Source organism: Megasphaera vaginalis (ex Srinivasan et al. 2021) (genome assembly GCF_000478965.1).
Classification (GTDB): Bacteria; Bacillota; Negativicutes; order Veillonellales; family Megasphaeraceae; genus Megasphaera; species Megasphaera vaginalis.
Genome location: NZ_AWXA01000011.1, coordinates 12650 through 31452, shown reverse-complemented (window position 1 = coordinate 31452; position 18803 = coordinate 12650). Strand labels below are relative to the sequence as shown.

The window sequence follows — 18803 nt, the reverse complement described above, 5'->3', positions numbered from 1 at the left end:
GAAGATATGGTACCGTGTCTTTCCGGCGAAGGGAACGGGTGCCGGCAGGCCGCGGTGGCTTTTGCACGCGTTGTGACGGCGCAGGCGCGGCCGGAAACCGGCAGTCGTTCCCTTCGCTTAAAACCGGCGCGGCGAAGAAAGGATATAATGATAATGGCTGATACATCTACGAATCCGTTGGCATCATTTCATGACGAAATCATGCGCGATCATGATTATACGTTGCCGGAAGCATTAACGGAAGCAAGGCGTTGCTTACATTGCAAGGTGCCTCTGTGCCGGCAGGGATGCCCTATCGAAAATGAAATACCGCAGTTTATTCAGGCCCTGGCACAAGGGAATTTCGGCACGGCTGCCGAATACATTTATCATCGCAACAATCTGCCCGCTATTTGCGGCCGGGTGTGTCCCCGTGAAAATCAGTGTGAAGGCGCATGTGTCCTGAATCGGGCTAAAAAGCCGATCCAGATCGGCAAATTGGAACGATTTGTCGCCGATCTGGTTCTGGATAACGGACTTCTCGACGGGAAGAAAAAATATCCCGCTGCGGCTGCAGTGGCGATTGTCGGCAGCGGGCCCGCAGGACTTGCGGCGGCGTATGATTTGCGTAAAGCCGGGTACGGCGTAACCGTGTTCGAACAGGCGTCGCAGCCTGGCGGCACGATTTTTTACGGCATACCGACTTTTCGCCTGCATAAGGAATTTGTCGTACGGGAAGCGGCGCATTTGGAAGCGCTGGGCGTCACCTTCGTTTACAATACGGAAATCGGCGAAGACAAATCGATCGACGATCTTTTTGCCGACGGGTTTGCCGCCGTCTTCATTGCTGTCGGCACGATGGATTCCTGGGGGCTCGGCGTGAAAAATTACACGATTCCCGGCGTCGTCGACGCGGCGTCGTTTTTGCAAAAAGTACAGGAAGTACAGTTGGGAGAAGCGATGCTGGCCGATGTTCCGATCCGGAAGGGCGATACGGTGGCGGTCATCGGTGCCGGCAATGTGGCTATCGATGCGGCGCGGACGGCTTTGCGCCTTCAGGCCGAGGTGACTGTCGTTTACCGGCGGGCAGAAAAAAACATGAAGTGCCTGCCGTCCGAATACGAGGAAGCCAAAGAAGAAGGCATTCACTTCCAGTTTTATTCGGATCCGACGGCGATTATCGGTGTCGATACCGTCGAAGGCCTGCAATATGAGCGGCAAGAAATATTGGAAGATGCGACGATGGTGCCGACCGGTGAATTCGGCGTCGTTAAGGCCAACAAGGTAATCGCCGCTATCGGCAACAGGCCGCAGTTGTCGGCGATACGGACTTTTGGCGTCCATGCCAGCGATGAGGGATATATCGCCGTGTCTTCGGAACCGTATGCCAACATGACCGACCGGCCCGGCGTCTTTGCTGCCGGCGATATTGTTCACAAGCCGCAGACCGTCGTTCTCGCCATGCGTGAAGGGAAGAAAGCGGCAGCCGGGATTGCCGCTTATTTGCAGCGTCGGGACAGCGGCGCGGAATCGGTGTAGGAGGCGGCTATGGCACAACTTTTAGCGGAGATTGAAGCCGCCAATGCGGCGTTTCTCGCCGGAGACGGCGGACAGCGGCCGCTGCGGAAAGTCGGTAAGATGCCGCGGCGCCGTGTAGTTATTCTAACTTGCATGGATACGCGTCTTGTCGAGCTTCTGGAGCCGGCGATGGGCATTCGCCGGGGCGAGGCAAAAATCGTCAAGGTTGCCGGCAATACGGTCGGCGACGGCTTTGACAGCGTCATGGGGAGTCTCCTCGTTGCCGTTTATGAATTGGGCGTTGAAGCGATCATCGTCGTCGGTCATGAAGGCTGCGGTATGCTCGCCACAACAGCGGCGAGCCTGTTGGCAAAGATGGCTGCAGCCGGTGTGGTTGCGGCCGCGCTTGACAAGCTTCGCCCGTCACTGGTCAAATGGGCCGATTCGATCAATTGCGTCGAAGGGGCCGTTGCCGAAACGGTGCGGCGTCTCCGCCAATCGCCGTATTTTCCGGACTATGTCACCGTTTACGGTGCCGTCATGGATCCCGAAACGGGGGCGTTGCGCATCATTGACAGAGGAAGAGAGGATAAGCATGACGATTGCAAATGAACGCATTACTGAGCATGCGGCTGTATTACAGGCGACGAGAGAACTGGCGCCGCGTATTGAAGAAGCCGGTGAGATCGTTCGCCAGGCGTTGGCGACGGGCCATAAGATTCTGTTTTGCGGTAACGGCGGCAGCGCTGCCGATTCGCAGCATTGGGCGGCGGAAATCGTCGGTCGCTTCCAAAAAGAACGGCCGTCTTTGCCGGCCATCGCCTTGACTGTCGATACGTCCATTTTGACGGCTGTCGGCAACGACTATGGGTTTGACGTCATTTTCAGCCGTCAAGTCGAAGGATTGGGGTGCGCCGGCGATGTTTTTGTCGGCATTACGACGTCAGGCAACAGCGGCAATATCCTTGCCGCTGCTGCAGTTGCCCGCGATAAAGGACTGCAAGTCGTCGGCCTGACCGGCAGCGGCGGCGGTAAGTTGGCGGAACTCTGTGACGTTTGCCTGGCCGTGCCGTCTTCGGTGACGGCGCGCGTACAGGAAATGCATAGTCTTATTGGACACATCCTTTGTGAAATTGCCGAGAGAGAGTACTGAAAATAAAAAAACGGCGGCGTCGTGCTGTTCTGCACGGCGCTGCCGTCTTTTTTATTGGCCCGAAGGCTGTCCGTTGACTTTTGCCGTCCCGATCTTCGGCAGTTTCGGTGTGGCTGTGTTTTTTGCCGTCCCTTCTTTTTCTTTGCCGACAGTCTGGAGCAGAATGATGCCGGTCAGGATCAGCGTGCTGCCGGCGATTTGCGGCAAGCCCATTTCTTCCTGAAGGACGAGCCAGCCGAGAATGGCAGCGACGAGGGGATTCAAGGCCGAGAAGAGCCCCGCTTTTTCCGCCGTCGTGTAGCGCTGGGCGACGGGCTGGAAGGTAAAGCCGAAAATCGTGCAGACGAAGGTCAGGACCAGAATGACTTCCCATTCAATCGGTTGTGCCGGCAAGACGGGAGTTTCAAAAAGGACGGCGCCGATACCGGTAAAGCAGGCGAGAACGCCAAACTGCACGATGCCGAGGACCAGCGGGTCCGATTGGCGGGAGAGCGTGTTGGTCGCCAGCAGCCAGACGGCATAGAAGAGAGAAGCGCAGAGGCAGATTCCTTCGCCGAGGGAAAATTGAAACGCCGTGCCGCGGAGCGTGAGCAGGGCGATACCGCAGAAAATGGCGAGCGTACAAGCTCCCGTCAGTTTATTGGGGAGCCGGCGATGCCGCAGCGCCCCCAACAGAAGAACCCAGACGACGGCCGTATTTTCCAGAAAGGCGGCCGTCGAGGAATTGATCATCGTCAGGCTGATCAGTTCGCAAGACATGCAGGCCGAGAGAAGACCGCCCATGATAACGGCGTTGTGCAGTACTTGCCTGGTTAAGGTCATTCCTATCCGTTTGCGGAAAATAACGGCGAGAATGACGAAGGCCAGTGAAAAACGAATTGCCAGCAATTCCAGAGGCGGCAGGGAATCTAACCCGACTTTGGAGCACAAATAGGATGTGCTGCGCAGGATAATGACGGTCATCAATAAAAGTTCGGCATGACTTCGTTTCATTGTGACTCCTCCTTGAAGATAGCATATATCTGAGTCGTATGATAATATAAAATCGGATGTGAAGGAATAGACTGTTTTACACAATGAATATGATAAACTATCACAATGAGGAGGGCCTATGGACACGGAAAAATGCCGGCTTTTGTTGCAGGTAATCGACGCCGGAAGCTTATCGGCCGCGGCAGTGCGGCTGGGGTATACGCCGTCCGGGGTGCTGCGCGCCGTCAACAGCATCGAGCGGGCGTTGGGCTTCGCCGTTTTGCGCCGTAGTACGCGAGGCGTTACGCTGACGAAAGAAGGCGAGTTGCTGCTGCCGAAACTGCGTGAATTCGTTCACTGGGGCAGACAGGTCGAGGAAACGGGGGCGCAAATATGCGGACTGGAGATTGGAGAACTGGCAGTCGGCACGTATTTCAGCGTTGCCGCCAATTGGCTGCCGCCTGTTATCCGTTCTTTTCAGGAAACGTACCCCCACGTTCGGATCCATTTGGAAGAAGGCGGCAATAAAGACTTGTATCGTTGGCTCGAAGAGAGGCGGATCCAATGTTGCATAGCGACATACCGGCCGTTCAAGGGAGATTGGCTGGCACTGCGGCAAGATGAAATGGTATTGTGGCTGCCGCCGAACCATCGAGAGGCAAAAAAAAAGGCAGTCTCTTTGACTGCCTTAAAAGAAGATACCTTTATTAATACGTTGCCCGATCTGGATACGGACACGGACAACTTGCTGCGCAAAGTCCAATCGCCGATGGAGCCGCGGTTTACCAGTGTGGACAATTATACGACGTATCGCATGGTTGAAGCCGGCCTCGGTTTCGGCATCAACAATCGGCTGATGACGGCATCGTGGCACGGCAAGGTAGCCGTACGCTCCTTTGATCCGCCTCAATATATCACCCTCGGTGTCGCCGTCCCGTCGCTAGAAGAAGCGTCGCCGGTGACCAAGACCTTCATCAACTATTTAAAAAGCGGCGTCGCCGACGGTTTGTAATCTCAAAAACCGAGGTTTTCGCCGACGAGGATGATCTTGATCCGCCCTGCCGGACGGCAGGTGCGTGTACGCAGGAGCTGGGCGCAGTTCGAATCGGCGCTGGTGCAATGATGACAGATGCCGGTAAGGTAACACGGTAATTTTGAGCCGGCAAAACGCTGGGCATTGATCGGAGCGGCTGCGGAGCGGGCCCTGGCCATGGCTGATTCGACTGTCGGCATGACCTTGTTCATGCCGACGATGACGACGACTTGTTTCGGCCCGTAAGCGAGGGCGGCCAGCCGGTTGCCGTTGCCGTCGATATTGAAGAGTTGCCCGTCTTCTACGGCGGCGTTCGTACCCATGATAAAGGTGTCGCAAAGCAGCGCCTGGCGCATAATTTCCATGCGTTCTTCCGGCGTTTTTGCCGTATCGCGGTCAATGACGCGGTGGTTTTCCAAGGAATACGGGCGCAGGCCGATTTCGTTGATAGACGTCGAACCGCCCCAGGAAATGACATGGTCCTGCGGAATCAGGGCGATGGCCTTTTGCAAGGCTTCTTCGCACGTCGGACAGTAGTAGGCGTCAAAGCCGCGTTTGGAAAAGTTTTTAGCCACGACTGGTCCCTTTTTGTCGTACATGACATGAGTTACATCTGATCGATCCATAATACATTGCCTCCTTAACGGATAAGTTCTCGGAAAGCGGCGTTGCTGCGAACGGCGTCGAAATGATGTTGGCTGCGAGCGGCGTCTTTGACGGCGTCACCGCCGTAGGTGATCGCCTTTTCCAGATAGAAAACGGCGGCGTCGGCTTTGCCGAGATCCCCGTAGATCGTGGCGATACCGTAGTAACTCCACGTATTGTCCGGCTCTTTTTCGATAACCTTTTTGAACCATCTTTCGGCCTCTTCATATTGGCCGTTGATCTTATAGGCCAAGGCGAGATCATAAAAGGCGGCCGTATTGTCGGCGTTCAGGGCGAGCGACTCCTTGATCAGCGTCAACGCCTCATCCTTGTCCTGCTGACTGCCGGTTTCGTTACCGCGCATGGCCAGGGCGATACCTTTGCCGGCCAGGGCTTCGTCATTCCGGTCATCTTCGGCCAAGGCCCGGTCATAGTACGCAATGGCCGCGTCATATTGGAACGCTTCGTAAGCCTGTTGGCCTTTTTGCGCTGCCGCCGCCGATTCGGGAGCGATCACGTGCGCGGCAGCCGGCTGTTCCTGTGCCTGCTGCTGCGGTTCCGCCCCGCAGGCCGTGAGCAGGGAGACGAGCGCCGTTGTCAGTAATATCGTCATAAGTACCCTCATAAGCAACCCCTTTCCTCGCTTTATTATACCACACCCATTATACTGCACGACGAGGCGGGAGAAGATTTTTTTACTGCGCCATTTTCTTTGTCCTTCCCGTCGTCTGTGCTATAATAAAGGCCATGAGAACTTGGCTGAAAGAGGGAAAGGAGTTCTTCCATGAAAGCTGTTTTTGTCGATTTTGAAATGAATCCGATCGGAAGGGAAGAGAAAGAGGCGCGACGTCTTTGCAAGGGAGAGATCATTGAAATCGGCGCCGTAAAATTGGCTGAAGACGGCAGGGAAATTTCGTCATATAAGGAATACGTTTTGCCTGAATATGCGACGGTCATGAATGAGACTTGCCGGGAACTGACCGGCATCACGATGGAAATGCTTGCGACGGCGCCGCATTTCGACGAGGCCTTTGCCCGTTTTCTCGCCTGGTGTAACGAAGGCGGCAGCAATGGATATGAAATGTATGCCTGGAGTGAAAATGACTGGCGGCAGCTGGACGCGGAAATGCGCCTGAAGCACGTGGATACGTCGCTGCCGGACGTGCGCTGGATGCTTGATCACTGGCAGAATTTTCAGCAGATCTACTGTAATCTGCTCGGCCTTGACCGAGCGATTTCTCTCGATAAAGCCGTCAGCGCCTTGGGAGCCGTTTTTGACGGGCAGATGCACGATGCGCTTTGGGATGCCCGCAATACGTCGAAGCTCTATGTGCTGGCCAAAGAGAAAGAAGACTTTCACAAGATCATGGAACCGATCATCGCCGCGACGAAGCCGACCGAACCGCTTACGGTTTCCCTGGCCGATGCGTTCAGGGCGGCAAAACACAGATAGCAGAGCACCTGCAGCTTGACTGCAGGTGCGTTTATTTTCGGAAAAGAGGAACCGTCGTGGAAGGAATAGGGATTAAGATCTCGTTTATCTTTATCGATATCATTTTACCGCTGGTTGTCGGGTATATCTGCAAAAAGAAAGATTGGCTGTCGTCCCGGCAATACAACGTGCTGATCCGCTTCAATATTATCGTCGTCATGACGATTCTCACGCTCCTCAGTTTCTGGATTCTGCCGCTGCGCGCGGAACTGGCGATGTTGCCGGTTTTTTCCTTTCTGAACGTGTTGTTGCCGTGGGGGCTGGTGAAATTGTCGGGGCGGCATAAAAAATTTTCGTCGTTAACCGATCAGGGCAGTTACCTCATCGTTTCCATGCCGGCCAATATCGGTTCTCTTGCCGGTCTGTGCGGATTTATCCTGTATGGGGAACTGTCGTTTGCCTATGTTCAGATTGTCGGCGTTTTTCAAAATTTAGTCATGCTTTTCGTGCTCTTTCCGATGGCCTATTATTATAAGTACAACAGCGAGCACGGCGGCGTCGTCAACTTGGGAGCGATGAATTGGCGGGCCCTCTTCCTTAACTGGAATCAGTTATCCGTCGCCGGCATTATTGTCGGCATGATTCTTTATTCTTTCGACGTACCGCGGCCGCAGATTCTGGGGGACTTTTTCCAGTTCCTCATTCATTTCAGCGCTTGGGCGGCTCTCGTGCCTATCGGCTATATGATCGAGTTTACTCATTTGCAGACCTATTGCAGGCAGACGTTGGATATTATTCCGGTCAAGATGATTATTACGCCCTTGGTGCTGTATCTGGTCGGGACCTTGTTTTTTTCCGATGCCGTCCTGTTGGGAACGCTGATTATTATGATGGCGGCGCCGTGCGCGATTAATTCGCTGATTACGGCACGGCTTTACGGTCTTAATGTCAATTTGGCGATGGCGCCGTTCATTACGACGACCGTCGTTTATGTTTTTGTTTTATATCCCCTGTTTTATATCCTCGTTGCCATGGGAATACTGCCTTTTCGTTGACGCCCCGTTCGCCGGCGGGGAGCGGCTGTTTTCCTTTTCGCCGTTTCAGGCGCGAAAAAAACGGCCTGCCGTTCGAACGGCAAGCCGTGCAGCTATGATGTTATGATAGGGCCGTCATTCGTTCATAAATGGGGAGCCGTCTTAATTTGGACAAGGCAAAGGCCGCCGTAATGCCGATCAATATTCCCGTACCCACGCCGGCGACGGAGAGAATCGGCAGGTAAAGCATGATTTTGGCGTTTTCGACGATGAGCGAAGCGATGATGAGTTGGCCGAGGTTATGAAAGATGCCGCCAGCTGCACTGACGCCGATGATGGAAAAGCAGGAACGGTTGTGAAGCAGCGCCATGACGGCAAAGCTGAAGGCGGCGCCGGCAACGCTGTAAAAGAAAGCGTTGATGCCGCCGGCGAAGGCTGTCGAAATGAGAATCCGGAGGAGAAGAATCAGCACGACATCCCGTTTGCGCGGCAAGACGTAAAGGGCGATGACGGTGATCAAATTCGCTAAACCCAATTTTGCGCCGGGCGCGATGAAGGGAACGGGGAGCATGCCTTCGACGATATACAGGACGAGCGATTGGGCGACGAAAAGCCCCAGAATAATGATGTGAAATGATTTATTCATGGAAATACCTCTAGCGGGCCCGAATGACATCGGCGTCGCTGTTATCGGATGCGCGGACTTCAATCAGCACCTTGTGGGGCAGGCAGACGCTGGTCGCCCCCGGTTTGGAGATGAAACCTTCACTGATGCAGACTCCGTCGGGACAGTCGGCTTCTACGATGCCGATCGTGTTCTCTTTGACGACGACGGTGTTGAACCCTCGTTCCGTACGGATCGTGAAGGTATCGGTTCCCGTATGCTCCGACAGGGGAAGCGTTTTGTACATTTCCCCGTCGACGTAAATGACGGCATAGGTTTTGTCCATGGCCGTGTCTGCGCCGCTGAGAAGGAAAATCCCTTCCGGAATGAAGGAGCAGAGGAGAAGGAAGACGATCAACAGGATATCGCCTTTTTTTAACATAGCTGACCTCCTACGGAAAATCAGAAGGACACGGCCGCTTCCAGCGCCGTAATCTCGGCAGGGCCGATGAGGCGTACCGGTCTGGTGTCGGACAGCGACGTGAAAACGCAGATGAACGCGTCGGATAGCGCCTTGTCGCGTAAGGCGTCGAGGTCGGCGGTAATCAGCAAATCGCCTTTTCTGACGACGCTGCCGTTTTTGACATGTACGGTAAACACGTCGCGTATTGTGGCGGAATCGACGCCGAGATGAATCAGGTATTCGACGCCGCCGGAGGTGGTCATGGCCAATGCGTGGCCTGTTTCGGCAGCGTAAATAACGGCGCCGTCATCAGGCGCCAACACGCGGCCGTCGGCGGGATAGACGAAAAAACCGTCGCCCGTCATTTTTTTGGCGAAAACCGGATCAGGTGCGTCCGTAATCGGGTGCAGTTCTCCTGAAAAGGGGGAAGCAAAGATTATCGCGTCAGGTGAGCTCATGGTTTCACGATCCTTTATTAAAAATTATGTCTATTTTATCATAGACGCCGCGCCCCGTGCAAATGGAGGATACGCTGGCGGTGCAACGCTGCCGGCAGTCCTTCCGTGCAAGGCGCGGCGCCGGTGCTGCCAAGTCAGGCAGGTATGAAGCCGTTCAACGGAATGGCGGGAAAGAGGAATGACAATGGAATTACCGAGTATCCAGGAATTGAAGAGTTTTATTCTGTACGGTCAGCTGCGGAATTTTACGTCAGCCGCCAAGGCGGCCAATGTGACGCAGTCGGCTTTCAGCGCGCAAATTAAAAAACTGGAAGACATCCTCGGCGTGCCTCTGATTATTCGCAACAATCGCGGCAGCGCCCTGACTGTCGAAGGAGAGAGCTTTCTGCGTGATGCCGAAGCGGTTGTCGCCTCGCTGGAAACGGCAGCGGAGCGGGTACGGCGCCTTTATGCGCGGCGTCTTCCCGTTTTGCATGTCGGCGTAATGCGCAGCATGGGCGATATTCTCATGAATGCGCACATCGCTTACCTGCACGCTCATCACGAGGATCTTTCAATCAATGTCTACGATATGGAAGAGAGCGAAGTGATGACCGATCTGCACGCCGGAAAAATTGATATGGCATCTGTTTATGCCGACGATGCCGCGCGTTGGCACGGTTATGAAATGGTTCCGTTCGCGACGGATTCCTTTGTTTATTTTGCGCCGCACGTTGCGCCGGGCGGAGCCGTATCGAAGGAATTCATGTGGAACCGGCAGCTGGTCATGTATCCGCCGAAGTATTTCATGGACCGACGGCTGCGCACGTATTTTGCCGGTACGGAGACCTGCGGTTCACACGCGGAAATACAGCTGTCCAATCCCTACGCCAGCGTGGATTTTTGCAGAAATAACAAAGCCGGCTGCCTTGTATCCGAACGACTTGCCGCCGTCATGGGGCTTGCCGGTCAGTGCTGCGCTCTGGCGGATCCGCTGACGCTTACGGCTTACATTGTCTATCGTAAACATACGGAAAAAGAAACGTATATTCGCTTGTTTATCGAATATATGCGGAAACAGGGGAAGCCGGTTGCCGGCCCGGTCTCATCGAATTTTCTGATGACACGATCTTTTTTTTCTGTTATACAGACGGTCACTGTCGTTTTATAATCGTCACTATCCGATAGGAGGGAAAAGAAATGAGTGACGCTAAAGAACGATTGTGGACACGGTCCTTTATTCTGGATACGGTCATCAACTTGTTGGTTTTTTTGATTTATTATTTATTGATGGTCATCATCGCCGTCGTTGCCAAGGACGAGTTGCAGGCCAGCCTGAGCGAGGCCGGCCTGGCCGTCGGCATCTATATTATCGGCACCGTCGCGGCACGTCTCTTTGCCGGCAAATTTGTCGGTGTTTACGGCTGCCGGAAGGTGTTGCATACAGGCCTGTTCTTATATCTTATTTCCACGGCCTTTTATTTGTATATCCCCAATTTAATCGTGCTTGACGCCGTTCGTTTTGTAAACAGTTTTGCTTATGGCGTTACCTCTACGGCGACGAGCACGATTGTTGCCGGCATCATACCGGGAAAACGACGCGGCGAAGGCATCAATTATTATGGACTAAGTACCAGTCTGGCGGCTGCCGTCGGCCCGTTTCTCGGGATTTTGCTGCTTTCGTTGACGGCGTTTACCGTGATCGTCTGGCTTTGTATCGCGCTGATCGTATTTTGCATCGGCGGCGCCTTACTGATGAAATACCGGGAACCGGCATTTGGCGTCGCCGCTGTTGAGGAGAACAAGGGGCGGTCCCTTGCCGACTACATTGAGCCGCGTGTCAATGCGATTACCGTCGTTTCCGTTCTCGTCGGTTTTGCTTATTCCGGAGTTTTGGGCTTTATGGCCTCGTACACGCGGGAAATTCATATGGTCGAAGCGGGAACACTTTTCTTCGTCGTTTATGCCGCCGTGATCACGCTGACGCGACCGGCGTTGGGCATCCTTTTTGATCGGAAAGGGGAAAACTATGTTCTCTATCCGTGTTTCGTCTCCCTGGCGTTGGGGATTCTCTTGCTGAGTCTGGCCGCCTCTTCCTGGATGGTTCTGGTGTCCGCCGTTTTTGTCGGTCTCGGGTACGGCACCTATATGTCCAACGGGCAGGCCGTCGTCGTCAAAATGGTACCGGTTCATCGTATCGGCGTTGCGACTTCGACGTATTTTGTGGCCCTTGATCTCGGCCTCGGCATCGGCCCCTATCTTTTAGGGGCGATAAAGGAGAGCGCCGGTTTTACGTGGATGTTTTTTCTGACGGCAGTGATCGCGCTTGCCGCTTTGGGCGTTTATCATATTTCGTACGGCCGCCTGCTGGGAACGCGCGCCGATCCTCGGACCAGAGTGAAAGCAGAGGAAATCAGGGCGAAACGGCGTCAGGCGGCGACGTTGCAGTCATAAAGCTGTTTTTCAGCAAAATGAAGGGCATTACAGTTTTCTGTAATGCCCTTCATCGTTTAAGGGATTGTTGTTTAGGCGCTTATGCTTGCGCGGCCGCTTTGCCGAGAGCAACGCATTCTTCGGCGTTATCCGGCGTTTCATTGACAATGGCGGTACCGATGACGGTAGCGCCGGCATTTTCCGCGCGCTGCTTCCAGTTGTCCATCCATTCGCCTGTGCCCCAGCCGTAAGAGCCGAAAAGGCCGATTTTTTTGCCGCTTAATTTACCTTCCAATTCTACGAAAAACGGTTCGACGATTGTTTCTTCCAATTCTTCGGCACCCATGGCGGGGCAGCCGAGCAAAACAACGTCTTTACCCGCCACAGCATCGACTGACGTATCTTCAAAAAGCAAGGTTTCCACTTCCGCCCCGGCGCTCTTTACGGCCTCTTCAATTTCTTTCGCCATTGCTTCCGTGTTTCCCGTACCGCTCCAGTATACGATTGTTACCATAATAATTCCTCCTTAGGCGACGATTAACGTCTCTAAATTTATGCCAACAGCAAATCGGTTGATGTAATGCTGACGACAGGCTTTAAAGGTCTTAAAAAGATGCTTCGCTTGCTCCGCGTCGCCGTATACTTTCCAGCAGCCGCAAAGCTTGGCGCCGTTTCCCTTGTTCAAGATAAAGCCGCAGACATCTTCCAGCGGGTAACCGAGAAAAATTCCCGTTTCATGGGGGAAATCCGATTCTTTCCGGAATCGTTTTTCGAGCCTGGCAAGATAGGCGGATAACACGTCTTCCCGGCGATAGCCGTAGGACTGCAGAAAACGGGAAACCGTCGGCGTCGAAAGATACGCCGCAACCATATCAGGGCGGTAAACATATACCAAGGACCGGGCGCAGCAGTGATGAAGAACGCGAAAATACAATCCTTTTTGATTGTATTTATGATTGTAACTATCAATAATTTTCTTAAAATCACTGCCCGCGTCTTCCCGCTTCAAACAGATAAGAGAAGCCATTTTTAAGCGGGCCAACGTAGGTGAACAGTAAGAGACAAGCAGAGAATCCATATTCACTTTCAGGCCCCCTTTGCAACCTTCATCTTCTGCATTTACTATAACAATTATGAAAACAATTGTCAATATAAAAGGAAGGAGAAACAACTAAGTCGTACAGATTTATGATATAATTAAATAACAGAAGAAGTATGTTGAAGAAATGAGGGAATGGGACGATGGATAAAAAAGAAAACGAATATACCTGGTGTTTTGCCTGCGGCAAAGACAATCCGATCGGTTTGAAGCTTGACATGCAGTTGGAAGGCGAGACGTGCACAGCCGTTTTCTTACCGCAACGGCAGCATCAAAGCTATGACAACTGCATGCATGGCGGCCTTATCAGTACGATTCTTGACGAAGTCATGGGGCACTATGTATTTAAGAAAACAGGCATGCCGGCATATACGGCCGACTTGCACATTCGATTCCGGGAAGCCGTGCCGATCGGTGAAGAAATCCGCGTTGTCGGCCGTTTGAAAAGTCAGCGCAACCGTCTGTATTTGATGGAGGGCATCGTTTATAAAGCGACCGGCGCCGTTGCGGCGACAGCCGAAGCCAAGCTGATGGCAGAGAAATGAATCAGGCGGTGTAGGCCTAGGCCGCGTTATCAAAACATTACATGGTTACAGTACAGGAGGCGATATGATGAGTTGGATATCATGGTTGATTATCGGCGCTTTTTCCGGTTGGGTAGGCAGCAAGATTATGGGTGTCGATGAAAAAATGGGCAGCATTGCCAATATTCTTTCAGGAATTGTCGGCGGTATGGGATTAAATGCTATTTTAGCTCATTTCGGTATCGTCGGGATCAACGGTTTTTTTGAGATCGAATCGTGGCTTACCAGCATCGTCGGAGCGGTCATTTTGATTGCTGCCGTCAAATGTTTGAAAAACAGGTCATAAGAAAAACGCCGCCAAGTCGGGACAGATGGTGTAGCCGTACCGCTTGCCGGCAGGCGTCGCAGTATTTGCGTAAATTATGTGAAAAAAAACACATAACGATTGACAAGGCATTTGTTTATGTGTATGCTAAAATAAATTAGCATGGCACCGTGTATTCAAGGCATTTTTATATTGTCGTCAAATTAGACATGATTTTAAGAAAGGCATAGACGATTATGACGGAGAGCAGGCCTTATTTGAAACCGATAAAAAATAAGTCTGTCGTGCAACAAGTGGTTGACGGACTGACACAGGCCTTAATCGAGAAGACGATCCGTCCGGGTGACAGAATCCCGCCGGAGCAGGATTTGGCCGATATGTTCGGCGTATCGCGGAACTCGGTCCGCGAGGCGATTAAGATCCTTGTCTCGTTCGGCGTTTTGGAGATAAAACGGCCTGAAGGTACCTTTGTGACGAAAGGCATCTCCGATTCCATGATTGACCCGTTGCTGTACGGTATCATCTTGGAAGATTCCGAATCCCTCGGGGCGCTGAAAGCATTGCGTGAGTGGATCGATATCGGCATTATACGATTGAATATCATAGAAGCGACGGATAAAGACATACAGGCGCTGAAAGCCGCGCTGGCGCATTTCAAAGAGATGACGAAAACGGAAGACGTTGAGGCTGTCTTTGAGGCCGACAATGCTTTTCATGAAGCCTTGTCTATTGGCACGCATAACAGCCTGTTCGCCAAAGTCGCTGCTGTAACGCGGTTATTGACGAAAGAAATACGCTATAAGACGATTCGGCATATGACCAGGAATCATAAGCTTGAGGAATTGTATGACGTCCACCAAGAGCTGTATTGCATTATTAAAGGGAGAGTATTCAATGACGTCGAAAAAATAATTCAAAAAAGTTATTTTTATGACGAAGGCGCATTGGAAGAGTAGAGAATATAGGAAAAAGCCGGATCTGCGTGAATAAAAGCAGGTTCGGCTTTTTCCTATTATTTATTATGGGAAGAGATAATTCTCGTTAGAAAATGCAAATAAAGCATTAATGAATTAGTCAAAACGCATTGACATGAAGATTCTTGAGAGTATAATTGAAATCGTAAACAAGATAACATCCTACGTTCAACATATAATGATAAAAAGATCGTGATGTTACCGCATTCAGCAGTATAGTTCGATTTAGATGGGGTGAAAGATAATGAGACGAAAAAGTGTGGAAGAGTTGAAAGGCATTGCCGCTGACTTGAGGAAAAAGGCGATAACCATGATTTATGAGGCTCAATCGGGACATCCGGGCGGCTCTCTGTCGGCAGCTGATTTTGTCGCAGCATGTTATTTTGACGAAATGGATATTGATCCGGAAAATCCCAAATGGGAAGACCGTGACCGCTTTATCCTCTCTAAGGGGCACGTTTGTCCGATTCAGTATGCGGCTTTGGCTTCACGCGGATATTTTCCTGAGTCGGAATTACATACGCTTCGTAAGGAAGGGAGTATTTTACAGGGCCATCCGGATATGAAAAAATGTCCGGGAATCGATATTTCTACAGGCTCTTTAGGCCAAGGGCTGGCTTGCGGCGTCGGCATGGCATTGGCTGGGAAACGGGACAATAAAAATTATCGCGTTTTCGTGGTTATCGGTGACGGAGAAGCGCAAGAAGGGGAAATTTGGGAGGCCGCCAATACAGCGCACAAATATGAATTGGATAACCTGATCGTTTTTATAGATAACAACAATTTGCAACTTGACGGCACGACTGATGAAGTTATGCCCAATATTGATTTGGGTCAAAAATTTGCGGCATTCGGGTTTGACACTTATGAAATTGACGGGCATAGCATGGAAGAGATTACCAAGACGCTTGAAATGATTCGCATGCGAAAAAATAAAAAACCGCACTGTATTTTTGCACATACCGTGAAGGGGAAAGGCGTATCCTTTATGGAAAATGAGTGCAGCTGGCATGGCGTGGCACCAAATGATGAAGAATATAAGCAGGCAATGGCGGAACTTGAAGGAGGGTTAAAATGATGGGTGTAAAAAAAGCGACTCGCGAAGGGTTTGGCGAAGAAATACTCGCGTTGGGCAGGAAAAATAAAGATATTTATGTAGTTGACGTTGATATTGCTAAATCCTGCAAAACGACGCCATTTTCCAAAGAATTGCCGCAACAGCATGTTAATGTCGGGATTGCTGAACAGAATGCCGCAGGCGTGGCGGCAGGACTGGCAACGACGGGAAAAATTCCGTTTGTCGTCACGTATGCCGTATTCGGATCGCTGCGCATGTGTGAAATGATCCGTCAGGAGATCTGTTATCCGAACTTGAATGTTAAAATCGCCTGCTCGCATGGTGGCGTGACACCTGCCAATGACGGGGCCAGCCATCAGTCGATTGAAGATATGGGCGTACTTCGCACCATTCCGAATATGACGGTTATTATGCCGGCTGATTATTACGCCGCCAAACAGTTAACGGCGGCTGCCGCTGCAAGTTATGGTCCTGTTTATCTGCGTTTTACACGCGACGCCATTCCCGCCATTTATGACGAGGGTGTCGAACTGGAAATCGGCAAGGCTCATTTGATCCGAGACGGTAAAGACGTAGCCCTTATTGCCAACGGTGATACGGTTCGTCTGGCCATTGAAGCGGCAGAGGAACTGAGAAAGCTCGGTATTTCCGCAAAGGTGCTTGACATGCACACAATCAAACCGCTTGATGTTGATGCTGTAAAGGAATGCATTGAAAAGATCGGCAAAGTGGTTACCGTTGAAGATCACAATATTATCAACGGCTTGGGCAGCGCCGTTTGTGAGGTAGCGGCCGAAATGGGGAAAGGCATTGTTAAACGTATCGGGATCCAGGATCGTTTCGGCGAATCGGCTCCTTATGATCGACTCCTTGCCAAAAATGGCATTACTGTCGAGAATATTGTGGCAACGGTTCAACGCCTTTAACTCGGTAAAGATATACGATAATTTGAGGAGTGATCATAATGGATGTATCCGCTATTGAACGGAGTACAGTAAAAAAGGTTACGCATAGGCTGATTCCATTTTTGTTCCTTTGCTTTGCTATTTCCATTTTGGATCGCGTCAATATCGGTTTTGCAGCGTTGCAAATGAACTCTGATCTGGGATTTTCCAGTGCTGTCTTCGGTTTTGGCGCCGGTATTTTCTTTTTTGGATATTTTTTGCTTGAAGTGCCGGGCGGGGCTTTAATGACGAAGTTCGGCGCCCGTCGCTGGATTTCTCGGATCATGATTTCCTGGGGAATTGTTTCCATATTGACGGCATTTGTACAGAATGATCTGCAATTCTATCTTGTCCGTTTTGCCTTGGGAATCTGTGAAGCCAGCTTCTTCCCTTGTATGGCTTGGTATTTGAGCAATTGGTACCAAACAAAAAATCACGCCAAAGCCATTGCCGGTTTTATGGTGGCGATTCCCAGCGCGAGCGCTTTCGGGTCGCCGATATCTACGTATTTACTGCAAATGAATCTTTTTGGACTTCACGGTTGGCAAAGCCTCTTTATTTTGGAAGCCGTTCCTTCGGTAATTTTGGGTATTGTCGTTTATTTTTATTTGACGGATAAGATAGAAGACGCCGACTGGCTTGAACCGGAAGAGCGGGAATGGCTACAAAAGGTTGTCGCCGAAGAACAGGCCGTAAAAGCGGAAAAGAAGAAAGTATCTTTCTTGTCTGCGCTGAAGGAGCGGGACGTGTTAATTTTGTCAGGCGGTTATTTTGCCTGGATCTGCGGGTATTACGGCATCGTCATGTTCTTGCCGACACTGGTGAAGCAGCTTTCGGGGAGGCTTTCTACGACGATTATCGGTTGGACTATCGGCGCGATGTACTTATTGGCAGCTTTTGTCATGTACGGCGTCGGACGTCATTCTGACAAGGTCAATGAACGCCGTTTTCATGTCGCCGCTTGTTTGGTTGCTGCCGCTATCGGTCTGGTCGCCAGTGTGTATATTGCCCATGCCAGCGTTGTTCTCAGTTTGGCTGTTTATGCAGTGGCGCTTTGCGGCGCTTATGGGGCGTATTCGCCGTTTTGGGCTATTCCGCCGGCCTATCTTTCCGGTACGGCTGCGGCAGCGGGTATCGCGCTGATCAATAGTGTCGGTAATTTGGGCGGTTTTGTAGGGCCTTACGTTATGGGCTATGTCAGTACGGCTACCGGATCTTTTGATGCCGGCGTGCTCTTTCTGGCGGTCTGCATGGTTATCAGCGCGCTCGTTGTTACCGTTTGTGTAAAGCAGAATGGCAAGGCGTTGGAATAGAAGTCATCGGTTATCGTATCGGGTATGTTATGGATGAATAATAGGAGGTAAGCAATATGTTGGATTTCAAAGATCAAGTCGTTATTGTTACGGGCAGCGGTTCGCCAAAAGGAATCGGACGGATTATTGCCAAAACATTTTCTCAGCAAGGCGCGCAGCTGATCATTGCCGACATCAACATGGAGGGAGTAAAGGAAACTGTTGAAATGATTACGGCAGCAGGCGGCAAGGCTGAAGGAGTAAGACTTGACGTTACGAGCAAGGAGTCATGTCAGGCTATGGTAGATCATGTCATGAATACATATGGCCATCTTGACGTTTTGATCAATAATGCCGGTGTTTCACAACACGTTACGGTTGAGGACATGACGCTTGAGGATATGAAACGTATTTTTAATGTAAATATGTTTGGCCTCTTCCTCTGCACACAAGCCTGCATGAAGCCGATGGTGGAAGCCGGTTATGGCCGTATTGTCAATCTTTCTTCCGTATCCGCCAAGCGAGGCGGCGGAATTTTCGGCGGCGCACATTATTCCGCCGCTAAAGCGGCAGTATTGGCTTTTTCTAAAAATCTTTCTCGAGAAATTTCTCAGAAAGGGGTTACCATTAACAGTGTATGTCCCGGTTTGATCAATACGGAAATTTGGAAATCGCTTCCGCAAGAAGAAGCGCAGAAAGTTATCGACGGTATCCCCATGGGACGCCCCGGCGAAACGCAGGAAGTTGCCGATACGATTGTATTCCTCGCATCCAAGGAAGCCTCGTACATTACCGGTGAAGAGATTGACATCAACGGCGGTCAGCATATGGACTGATTGTCCGCCGTCAACGGACTGACAGATT

The 18803-nt window shown here is 51.4% G+C and carries 24 protein-coding genes; 16 read left to right on the top strand and 8 right to left on the bottom strand.

All coding sequences use genetic code 11. The annotated features are described in order from the left end of the window. Positions 1–153: 153 nt before the first annotated feature. Genes HMPREF1250_RS03335 through HMPREF1250_RS03325 form a run of 3 tightly spaced genes read left to right on the top strand, consistent with a single transcriptional unit; the run spans position 154 to position 2650 of the window. Positions 154–1518 (top strand): FAD-dependent oxidoreductase, encoded by a 1365-nt coding sequence (locus HMPREF1250_RS03335; RefSeq protein ID WP_036242514.1) that lies wholly within the window; start codon positions 154–156, stop codon positions 1516–1518. A 9-nt stretch (positions 1519–1527) separates the two neighbouring features. After that, on the top strand, positions 1528–2109 hold the full coding sequence (locus HMPREF1250_RS03330; RefSeq protein WP_023053199.1) for a beta-class carbonic anhydrase: 582 nt from the start codon (positions 1528–1530) through the stop codon (positions 2107–2109). Then, positions 2093–2650 carry a D-sedoheptulose-7-phosphate isomerase gene (locus HMPREF1250_RS03325; RefSeq protein ID WP_023053220.1) on the top strand — a complete coding sequence of 186 codons (558 nt, stop codon included), beginning with the start codon at positions 2093–2095 and terminating at the stop codon, positions 2648–2650. Before HMPREF1250_RS03330 ends, HMPREF1250_RS03325 begins: the two co-directional genes overlap by 17 nt. Before the next feature lie 51 nt (positions 2651–2701). Here the strand turns inward: HMPREF1250_RS03325 and HMPREF1250_RS03320 are convergent, their stop codons facing one another. Further along, the gene (locus HMPREF1250_RS03320) at positions 2702–3643 is read right to left on the bottom strand and encodes a DMT family transporter (RefSeq protein ID WP_023053188.1); all 942 of its coding nucleotides are present in this window, start codon (positions 3641–3643) and stop codon (positions 2702–2704) included. Positions 3644–3761: 118 nt separating this feature from the next. On the opposite strand from HMPREF1250_RS03320, the gene HMPREF1250_RS03315 reads away from it, so the two are divergent. Continuing rightward, entirely contained in the window at positions 3762–4634 is an 873-nt protein-coding gene (locus tag HMPREF1250_RS03315; RefSeq protein WP_023053198.1) for a LysR family transcriptional regulator, read from the top strand. A gap of 2 nt (positions 4635–4636) precedes the next feature. Here the strand turns inward: HMPREF1250_RS03315 and HMPREF1250_RS03310 are convergent, their stop codons facing one another. Both HMPREF1250_RS03310 and HMPREF1250_RS03305 read right to left on the bottom strand, forming a co-directional pair. Further along, entirely contained in the window at positions 4637–5281 is a 645-nt protein-coding gene (locus HMPREF1250_RS03310) for a lactate utilization protein (protein ID WP_023053176.1), read from the bottom strand. 14 nt (positions 5282–5295) lie between these two features. Next, the gene (locus tag HMPREF1250_RS03305; protein ID WP_023053178.1) at positions 5296–5913 is read right to left on the bottom strand and encodes a tetratricopeptide repeat protein; all 618 of its coding nucleotides are present in this window, start codon (positions 5911–5913) and stop codon (positions 5296–5298) included. Between the two features lie 171 nt (positions 5914–6084). On the opposite strand from HMPREF1250_RS03305, the gene HMPREF1250_RS03300 reads away from it, so the two are divergent. Both HMPREF1250_RS03300 and HMPREF1250_RS03295 read left to right on the top strand, forming a co-directional pair. After that, on the top strand, positions 6085–6753 hold the full coding sequence (locus HMPREF1250_RS03300; protein ID WP_023053210.1) for a 3'-5' exonuclease: 669 nt from the start codon (positions 6085–6087) through the stop codon (positions 6751–6753). Positions 6754–6809: 56 nt separating this feature from the next. Next, positions 6810–7787, top strand: a complete 978-nt coding sequence (locus HMPREF1250_RS03295; RefSeq protein WP_023053186.1) for an AEC family transporter — start codon at positions 6810–6812, stop codon at positions 7785–7787. A gap of 100 nt (positions 7788–7887) precedes the next feature. Here the strand turns inward: HMPREF1250_RS03295 and HMPREF1250_RS03290 are convergent, their stop codons facing one another. From HMPREF1250_RS03290 to HMPREF1250_RS03280, 3 genes are read right to left on the bottom strand one after another with little or no spacing between them, the layout of a single operon-like run. Then, on the bottom strand, positions 7888–8412 hold the full coding sequence (locus HMPREF1250_RS03290; protein WP_023053219.1) for a Gx transporter family protein: 525 nt from the start codon (positions 8410–8412) through the stop codon (positions 7888–7890). Positions 8413–8422: 10 nt separating this feature from the next. Beyond that, on the bottom strand, positions 8423–8812 hold the full coding sequence (locus tag HMPREF1250_RS03285) for a NusG domain II-containing protein (RefSeq protein WP_023053180.1): 390 nt from the start codon (positions 8810–8812) through the stop codon (positions 8423–8425). Between the two features lie 20 nt (positions 8813–8832). Further along, positions 8833–9291: a PTS sugar transporter subunit IIA gene (locus HMPREF1250_RS03280; protein ID WP_023053218.1), complete on the bottom strand. Its 459-nt coding sequence runs from the start codon at positions 9289–9291 to the stop codon at positions 8833–8835. A 56-nt stretch (positions 9292–9347) separates the two neighbouring features. Here HMPREF1250_RS03280 and HMPREF1250_RS12120 point away from each other — a divergent pair, with 56 nt between their 5' ends. From HMPREF1250_RS12120 to HMPREF1250_RS03270, 3 genes are read left to right on the top strand one after another with little or no spacing between them, the layout of a single operon-like run. Next, a complete protein-coding gene (locus HMPREF1250_RS12120) occupies positions 9348–9473 on the top strand; it encodes a hypothetical protein (protein ID WP_269208536.1) in 126 nt (41 codons plus the stop codon). 2 nt (positions 9474–9475) lie between these two features. After that, a complete protein-coding gene (locus HMPREF1250_RS03275; protein WP_023053215.1) occupies positions 9476–10441 on the top strand; it encodes a LysR family transcriptional regulator in 966 nt (321 codons plus the stop codon). 29 nt (positions 10442–10470) lie between these two features. Continuing rightward, the gene (locus tag HMPREF1250_RS03270; protein ID WP_023053217.1) at positions 10471–11724 is read left to right on the top strand and encodes an MFS transporter; all 1254 of its coding nucleotides are present in this window, start codon (positions 10471–10473) and stop codon (positions 11722–11724) included. Between the two features lie 79 nt (positions 11725–11803). Here the strand turns inward: HMPREF1250_RS03270 and HMPREF1250_RS03265 are convergent, their stop codons facing one another. Next, positions 11804–12217: a flavodoxin gene (locus tag HMPREF1250_RS03265; protein WP_023053194.1), complete on the bottom strand. Its 414-nt coding sequence runs from the start codon at positions 12215–12217 to the stop codon at positions 11804–11806. Between the two features lie 12 nt (positions 12218–12229). Beyond that, positions 12230–12781 (bottom strand): DUF3793 family protein, encoded by a 552-nt coding sequence (locus HMPREF1250_RS03260; protein ID WP_231391274.1) that lies wholly within the window; start codon positions 12779–12781, stop codon positions 12230–12232. 164 nt (positions 12782–12945) lie between these two features. On the opposite strand from HMPREF1250_RS03260, the gene HMPREF1250_RS03255 reads away from it, so the two are divergent. From HMPREF1250_RS03255 to HMPREF1250_RS03225, 7 genes are all read left to right on the top strand, one after another. Next, positions 12946–13347, top strand: coding sequence for a PaaI family thioesterase (locus HMPREF1250_RS03255; protein WP_023053181.1), 402 nt, complete (start codon positions 12946–12948; stop codon positions 13345–13347). A gap of 64 nt (positions 13348–13411) precedes the next feature. Then, positions 13412–13672, top strand: a complete 261-nt coding sequence (locus HMPREF1250_RS03250) for a GlsB/YeaQ/YmgE family stress response membrane protein (RefSeq protein ID WP_023053209.1) — start codon at positions 13412–13414, stop codon at positions 13670–13672. 236 nt (positions 13673–13908) lie between these two features. Then, the gene (locus HMPREF1250_RS03245) at positions 13909–14607 is read left to right on the top strand and encodes a FadR/GntR family transcriptional regulator (protein ID WP_159459044.1); all 699 of its coding nucleotides are present in this window, start codon (positions 13909–13911) and stop codon (positions 14605–14607) included. A 262-nt stretch (positions 14608–14869) separates the two neighbouring features. Then, positions 14870–15703, top strand: coding sequence for a transketolase (locus tag HMPREF1250_RS03240; protein WP_023053182.1), 834 nt, complete (start codon positions 14870–14872; stop codon positions 15701–15703). Then, a complete protein-coding gene (locus HMPREF1250_RS03235; RefSeq protein ID WP_023053179.1) occupies positions 15700–16629 on the top strand; it encodes a transketolase family protein in 930 nt (309 codons plus the stop codon). Before HMPREF1250_RS03240 ends, HMPREF1250_RS03235 begins: the two co-directional genes overlap by 4 nt. A gap of 38 nt (positions 16630–16667) precedes the next feature. After that, the gene (locus tag HMPREF1250_RS03230) at positions 16668–17960 is read left to right on the top strand and encodes an MFS transporter (protein ID WP_023053192.1); all 1293 of its coding nucleotides are present in this window, start codon (positions 16668–16670) and stop codon (positions 17958–17960) included. A gap of 56 nt (positions 17961–18016) precedes the next feature. Then, positions 18017–18775, top strand: coding sequence for an SDR family NAD(P)-dependent oxidoreductase (locus HMPREF1250_RS03225; protein WP_023053183.1), 759 nt, complete (start codon positions 18017–18019; stop codon positions 18773–18775). Positions 18776–18803 lie beyond the last annotated feature (28 nt).

What these genes read in the sequence shown, in the direction of transcription:
- HMPREF1250_RS03335 (WP_036242514.1), top strand. Translation starts at nt 154, where the DNA reads ATGGCTGATACATCTACGAATCCGTTGGCATCATTTCATGACGAAATC.
- HMPREF1250_RS03330 (WP_023053199.1), top strand. Translation starts at nt 1,528, where the DNA reads ATGGCACAACTTTTAGCGGAGATTGAAGCCGCCAATGCGGCGTTTCTC.
- HMPREF1250_RS03325 (WP_023053220.1), top strand. Translation starts at nt 2,093, where the DNA reads ATGACGATTGCAAATGAACGCATTACTGAGCATGCGGCTGTATTACAG.
- HMPREF1250_RS03320 (WP_023053188.1), bottom strand. Translation starts at nt 3,643, where the DNA reads ATGAAACGAAGTCATGCCGAACTTTTATTGATGACCGTCATTATCCTG.
- HMPREF1250_RS03315 (WP_023053198.1), top strand. Translation starts at nt 3,762, where the DNA reads ATGGACACGGAAAAATGCCGGCTTTTGTTGCAGGTAATCGACGCCGGA.
- HMPREF1250_RS03310 (WP_023053176.1), bottom strand. Translation starts at nt 5,281, where the DNA reads ATGGATCGATCAGATGTAACTCATGTCATGTACGACAAAAAGGGACCA.
- HMPREF1250_RS03305 (WP_023053178.1), bottom strand. Translation starts at nt 5,913, where the DNA reads ATGACGATATTACTGACAACGGCGCTCGTCTCCCTGCTCACGGCCTGC.
- HMPREF1250_RS03300 (WP_023053210.1), top strand. Translation starts at nt 6,085, where the DNA reads ATGAAAGCTGTTTTTGTCGATTTTGAAATGAATCCGATCGGAAGGGAA.
- HMPREF1250_RS03290 (WP_023053219.1), bottom strand. Translation starts at nt 8,412, where the DNA reads ATGAATAAATCATTTCACATCATTATTCTGGGGCTTTTCGTCGCCCAA.
- HMPREF1250_RS03285 (WP_023053180.1), bottom strand. Translation starts at nt 8,812, where the DNA reads ATGTTAAAAAAAGGCGATATCCTGTTGATCGTCTTCCTTCTCCTCTGC.
- HMPREF1250_RS03280 (WP_023053218.1), bottom strand. Translation starts at nt 9,291, where the DNA reads ATGAGCTCACCTGACGCGATAATCTTTGCTTCCCCCTTTTCAGGAGAA.
- HMPREF1250_RS03275 (WP_023053215.1), top strand. Translation starts at nt 9,476, where the DNA reads ATGGAATTACCGAGTATCCAGGAATTGAAGAGTTTTATTCTGTACGGT.
- HMPREF1250_RS03270 (WP_023053217.1), top strand. Translation starts at nt 10,471, where the DNA reads ATGAGTGACGCTAAAGAACGATTGTGGACACGGTCCTTTATTCTGGAT.
- HMPREF1250_RS03265 (WP_023053194.1), bottom strand. Translation starts at nt 12,217, where the DNA reads ATGGTAACAATCGTATACTGGAGCGGTACGGGAAACACGGAAGCAATG.
- HMPREF1250_RS03260 (WP_231391274.1), bottom strand. Translation starts at nt 12,781, where the DNA reads ATGGATTCTCTGCTTGTCTCTTACTGTTCACCTACGTTGGCCCGCTTA.
- HMPREF1250_RS03255 (WP_023053181.1), top strand. Translation starts at nt 12,946, where the DNA reads ATGGATAAAAAAGAAAACGAATATACCTGGTGTTTTGCCTGCGGCAAA.
- HMPREF1250_RS03250 (WP_023053209.1), top strand. Translation starts at nt 13,412, where the DNA reads ATGATGAGTTGGATATCATGGTTGATTATCGGCGCTTTTTCCGGTTGG.
- HMPREF1250_RS03240 (WP_023053182.1), top strand. Translation starts at nt 14,870, where the DNA reads ATGAGACGAAAAAGTGTGGAAGAGTTGAAAGGCATTGCCGCTGACTTG.
- HMPREF1250_RS03235 (WP_023053179.1), top strand. Translation starts at nt 15,700, where the DNA reads ATGATGGGTGTAAAAAAAGCGACTCGCGAAGGGTTTGGCGAAGAAATA.
- HMPREF1250_RS03230 (WP_023053192.1), top strand. Translation starts at nt 16,668, where the DNA reads ATGGATGTATCCGCTATTGAACGGAGTACAGTAAAAAAGGTTACGCAT.
- HMPREF1250_RS03225 (WP_023053183.1), top strand. Translation starts at nt 18,017, where the DNA reads ATGTTGGATTTCAAAGATCAAGTCGTTATTGTTACGGGCAGCGGTTCG.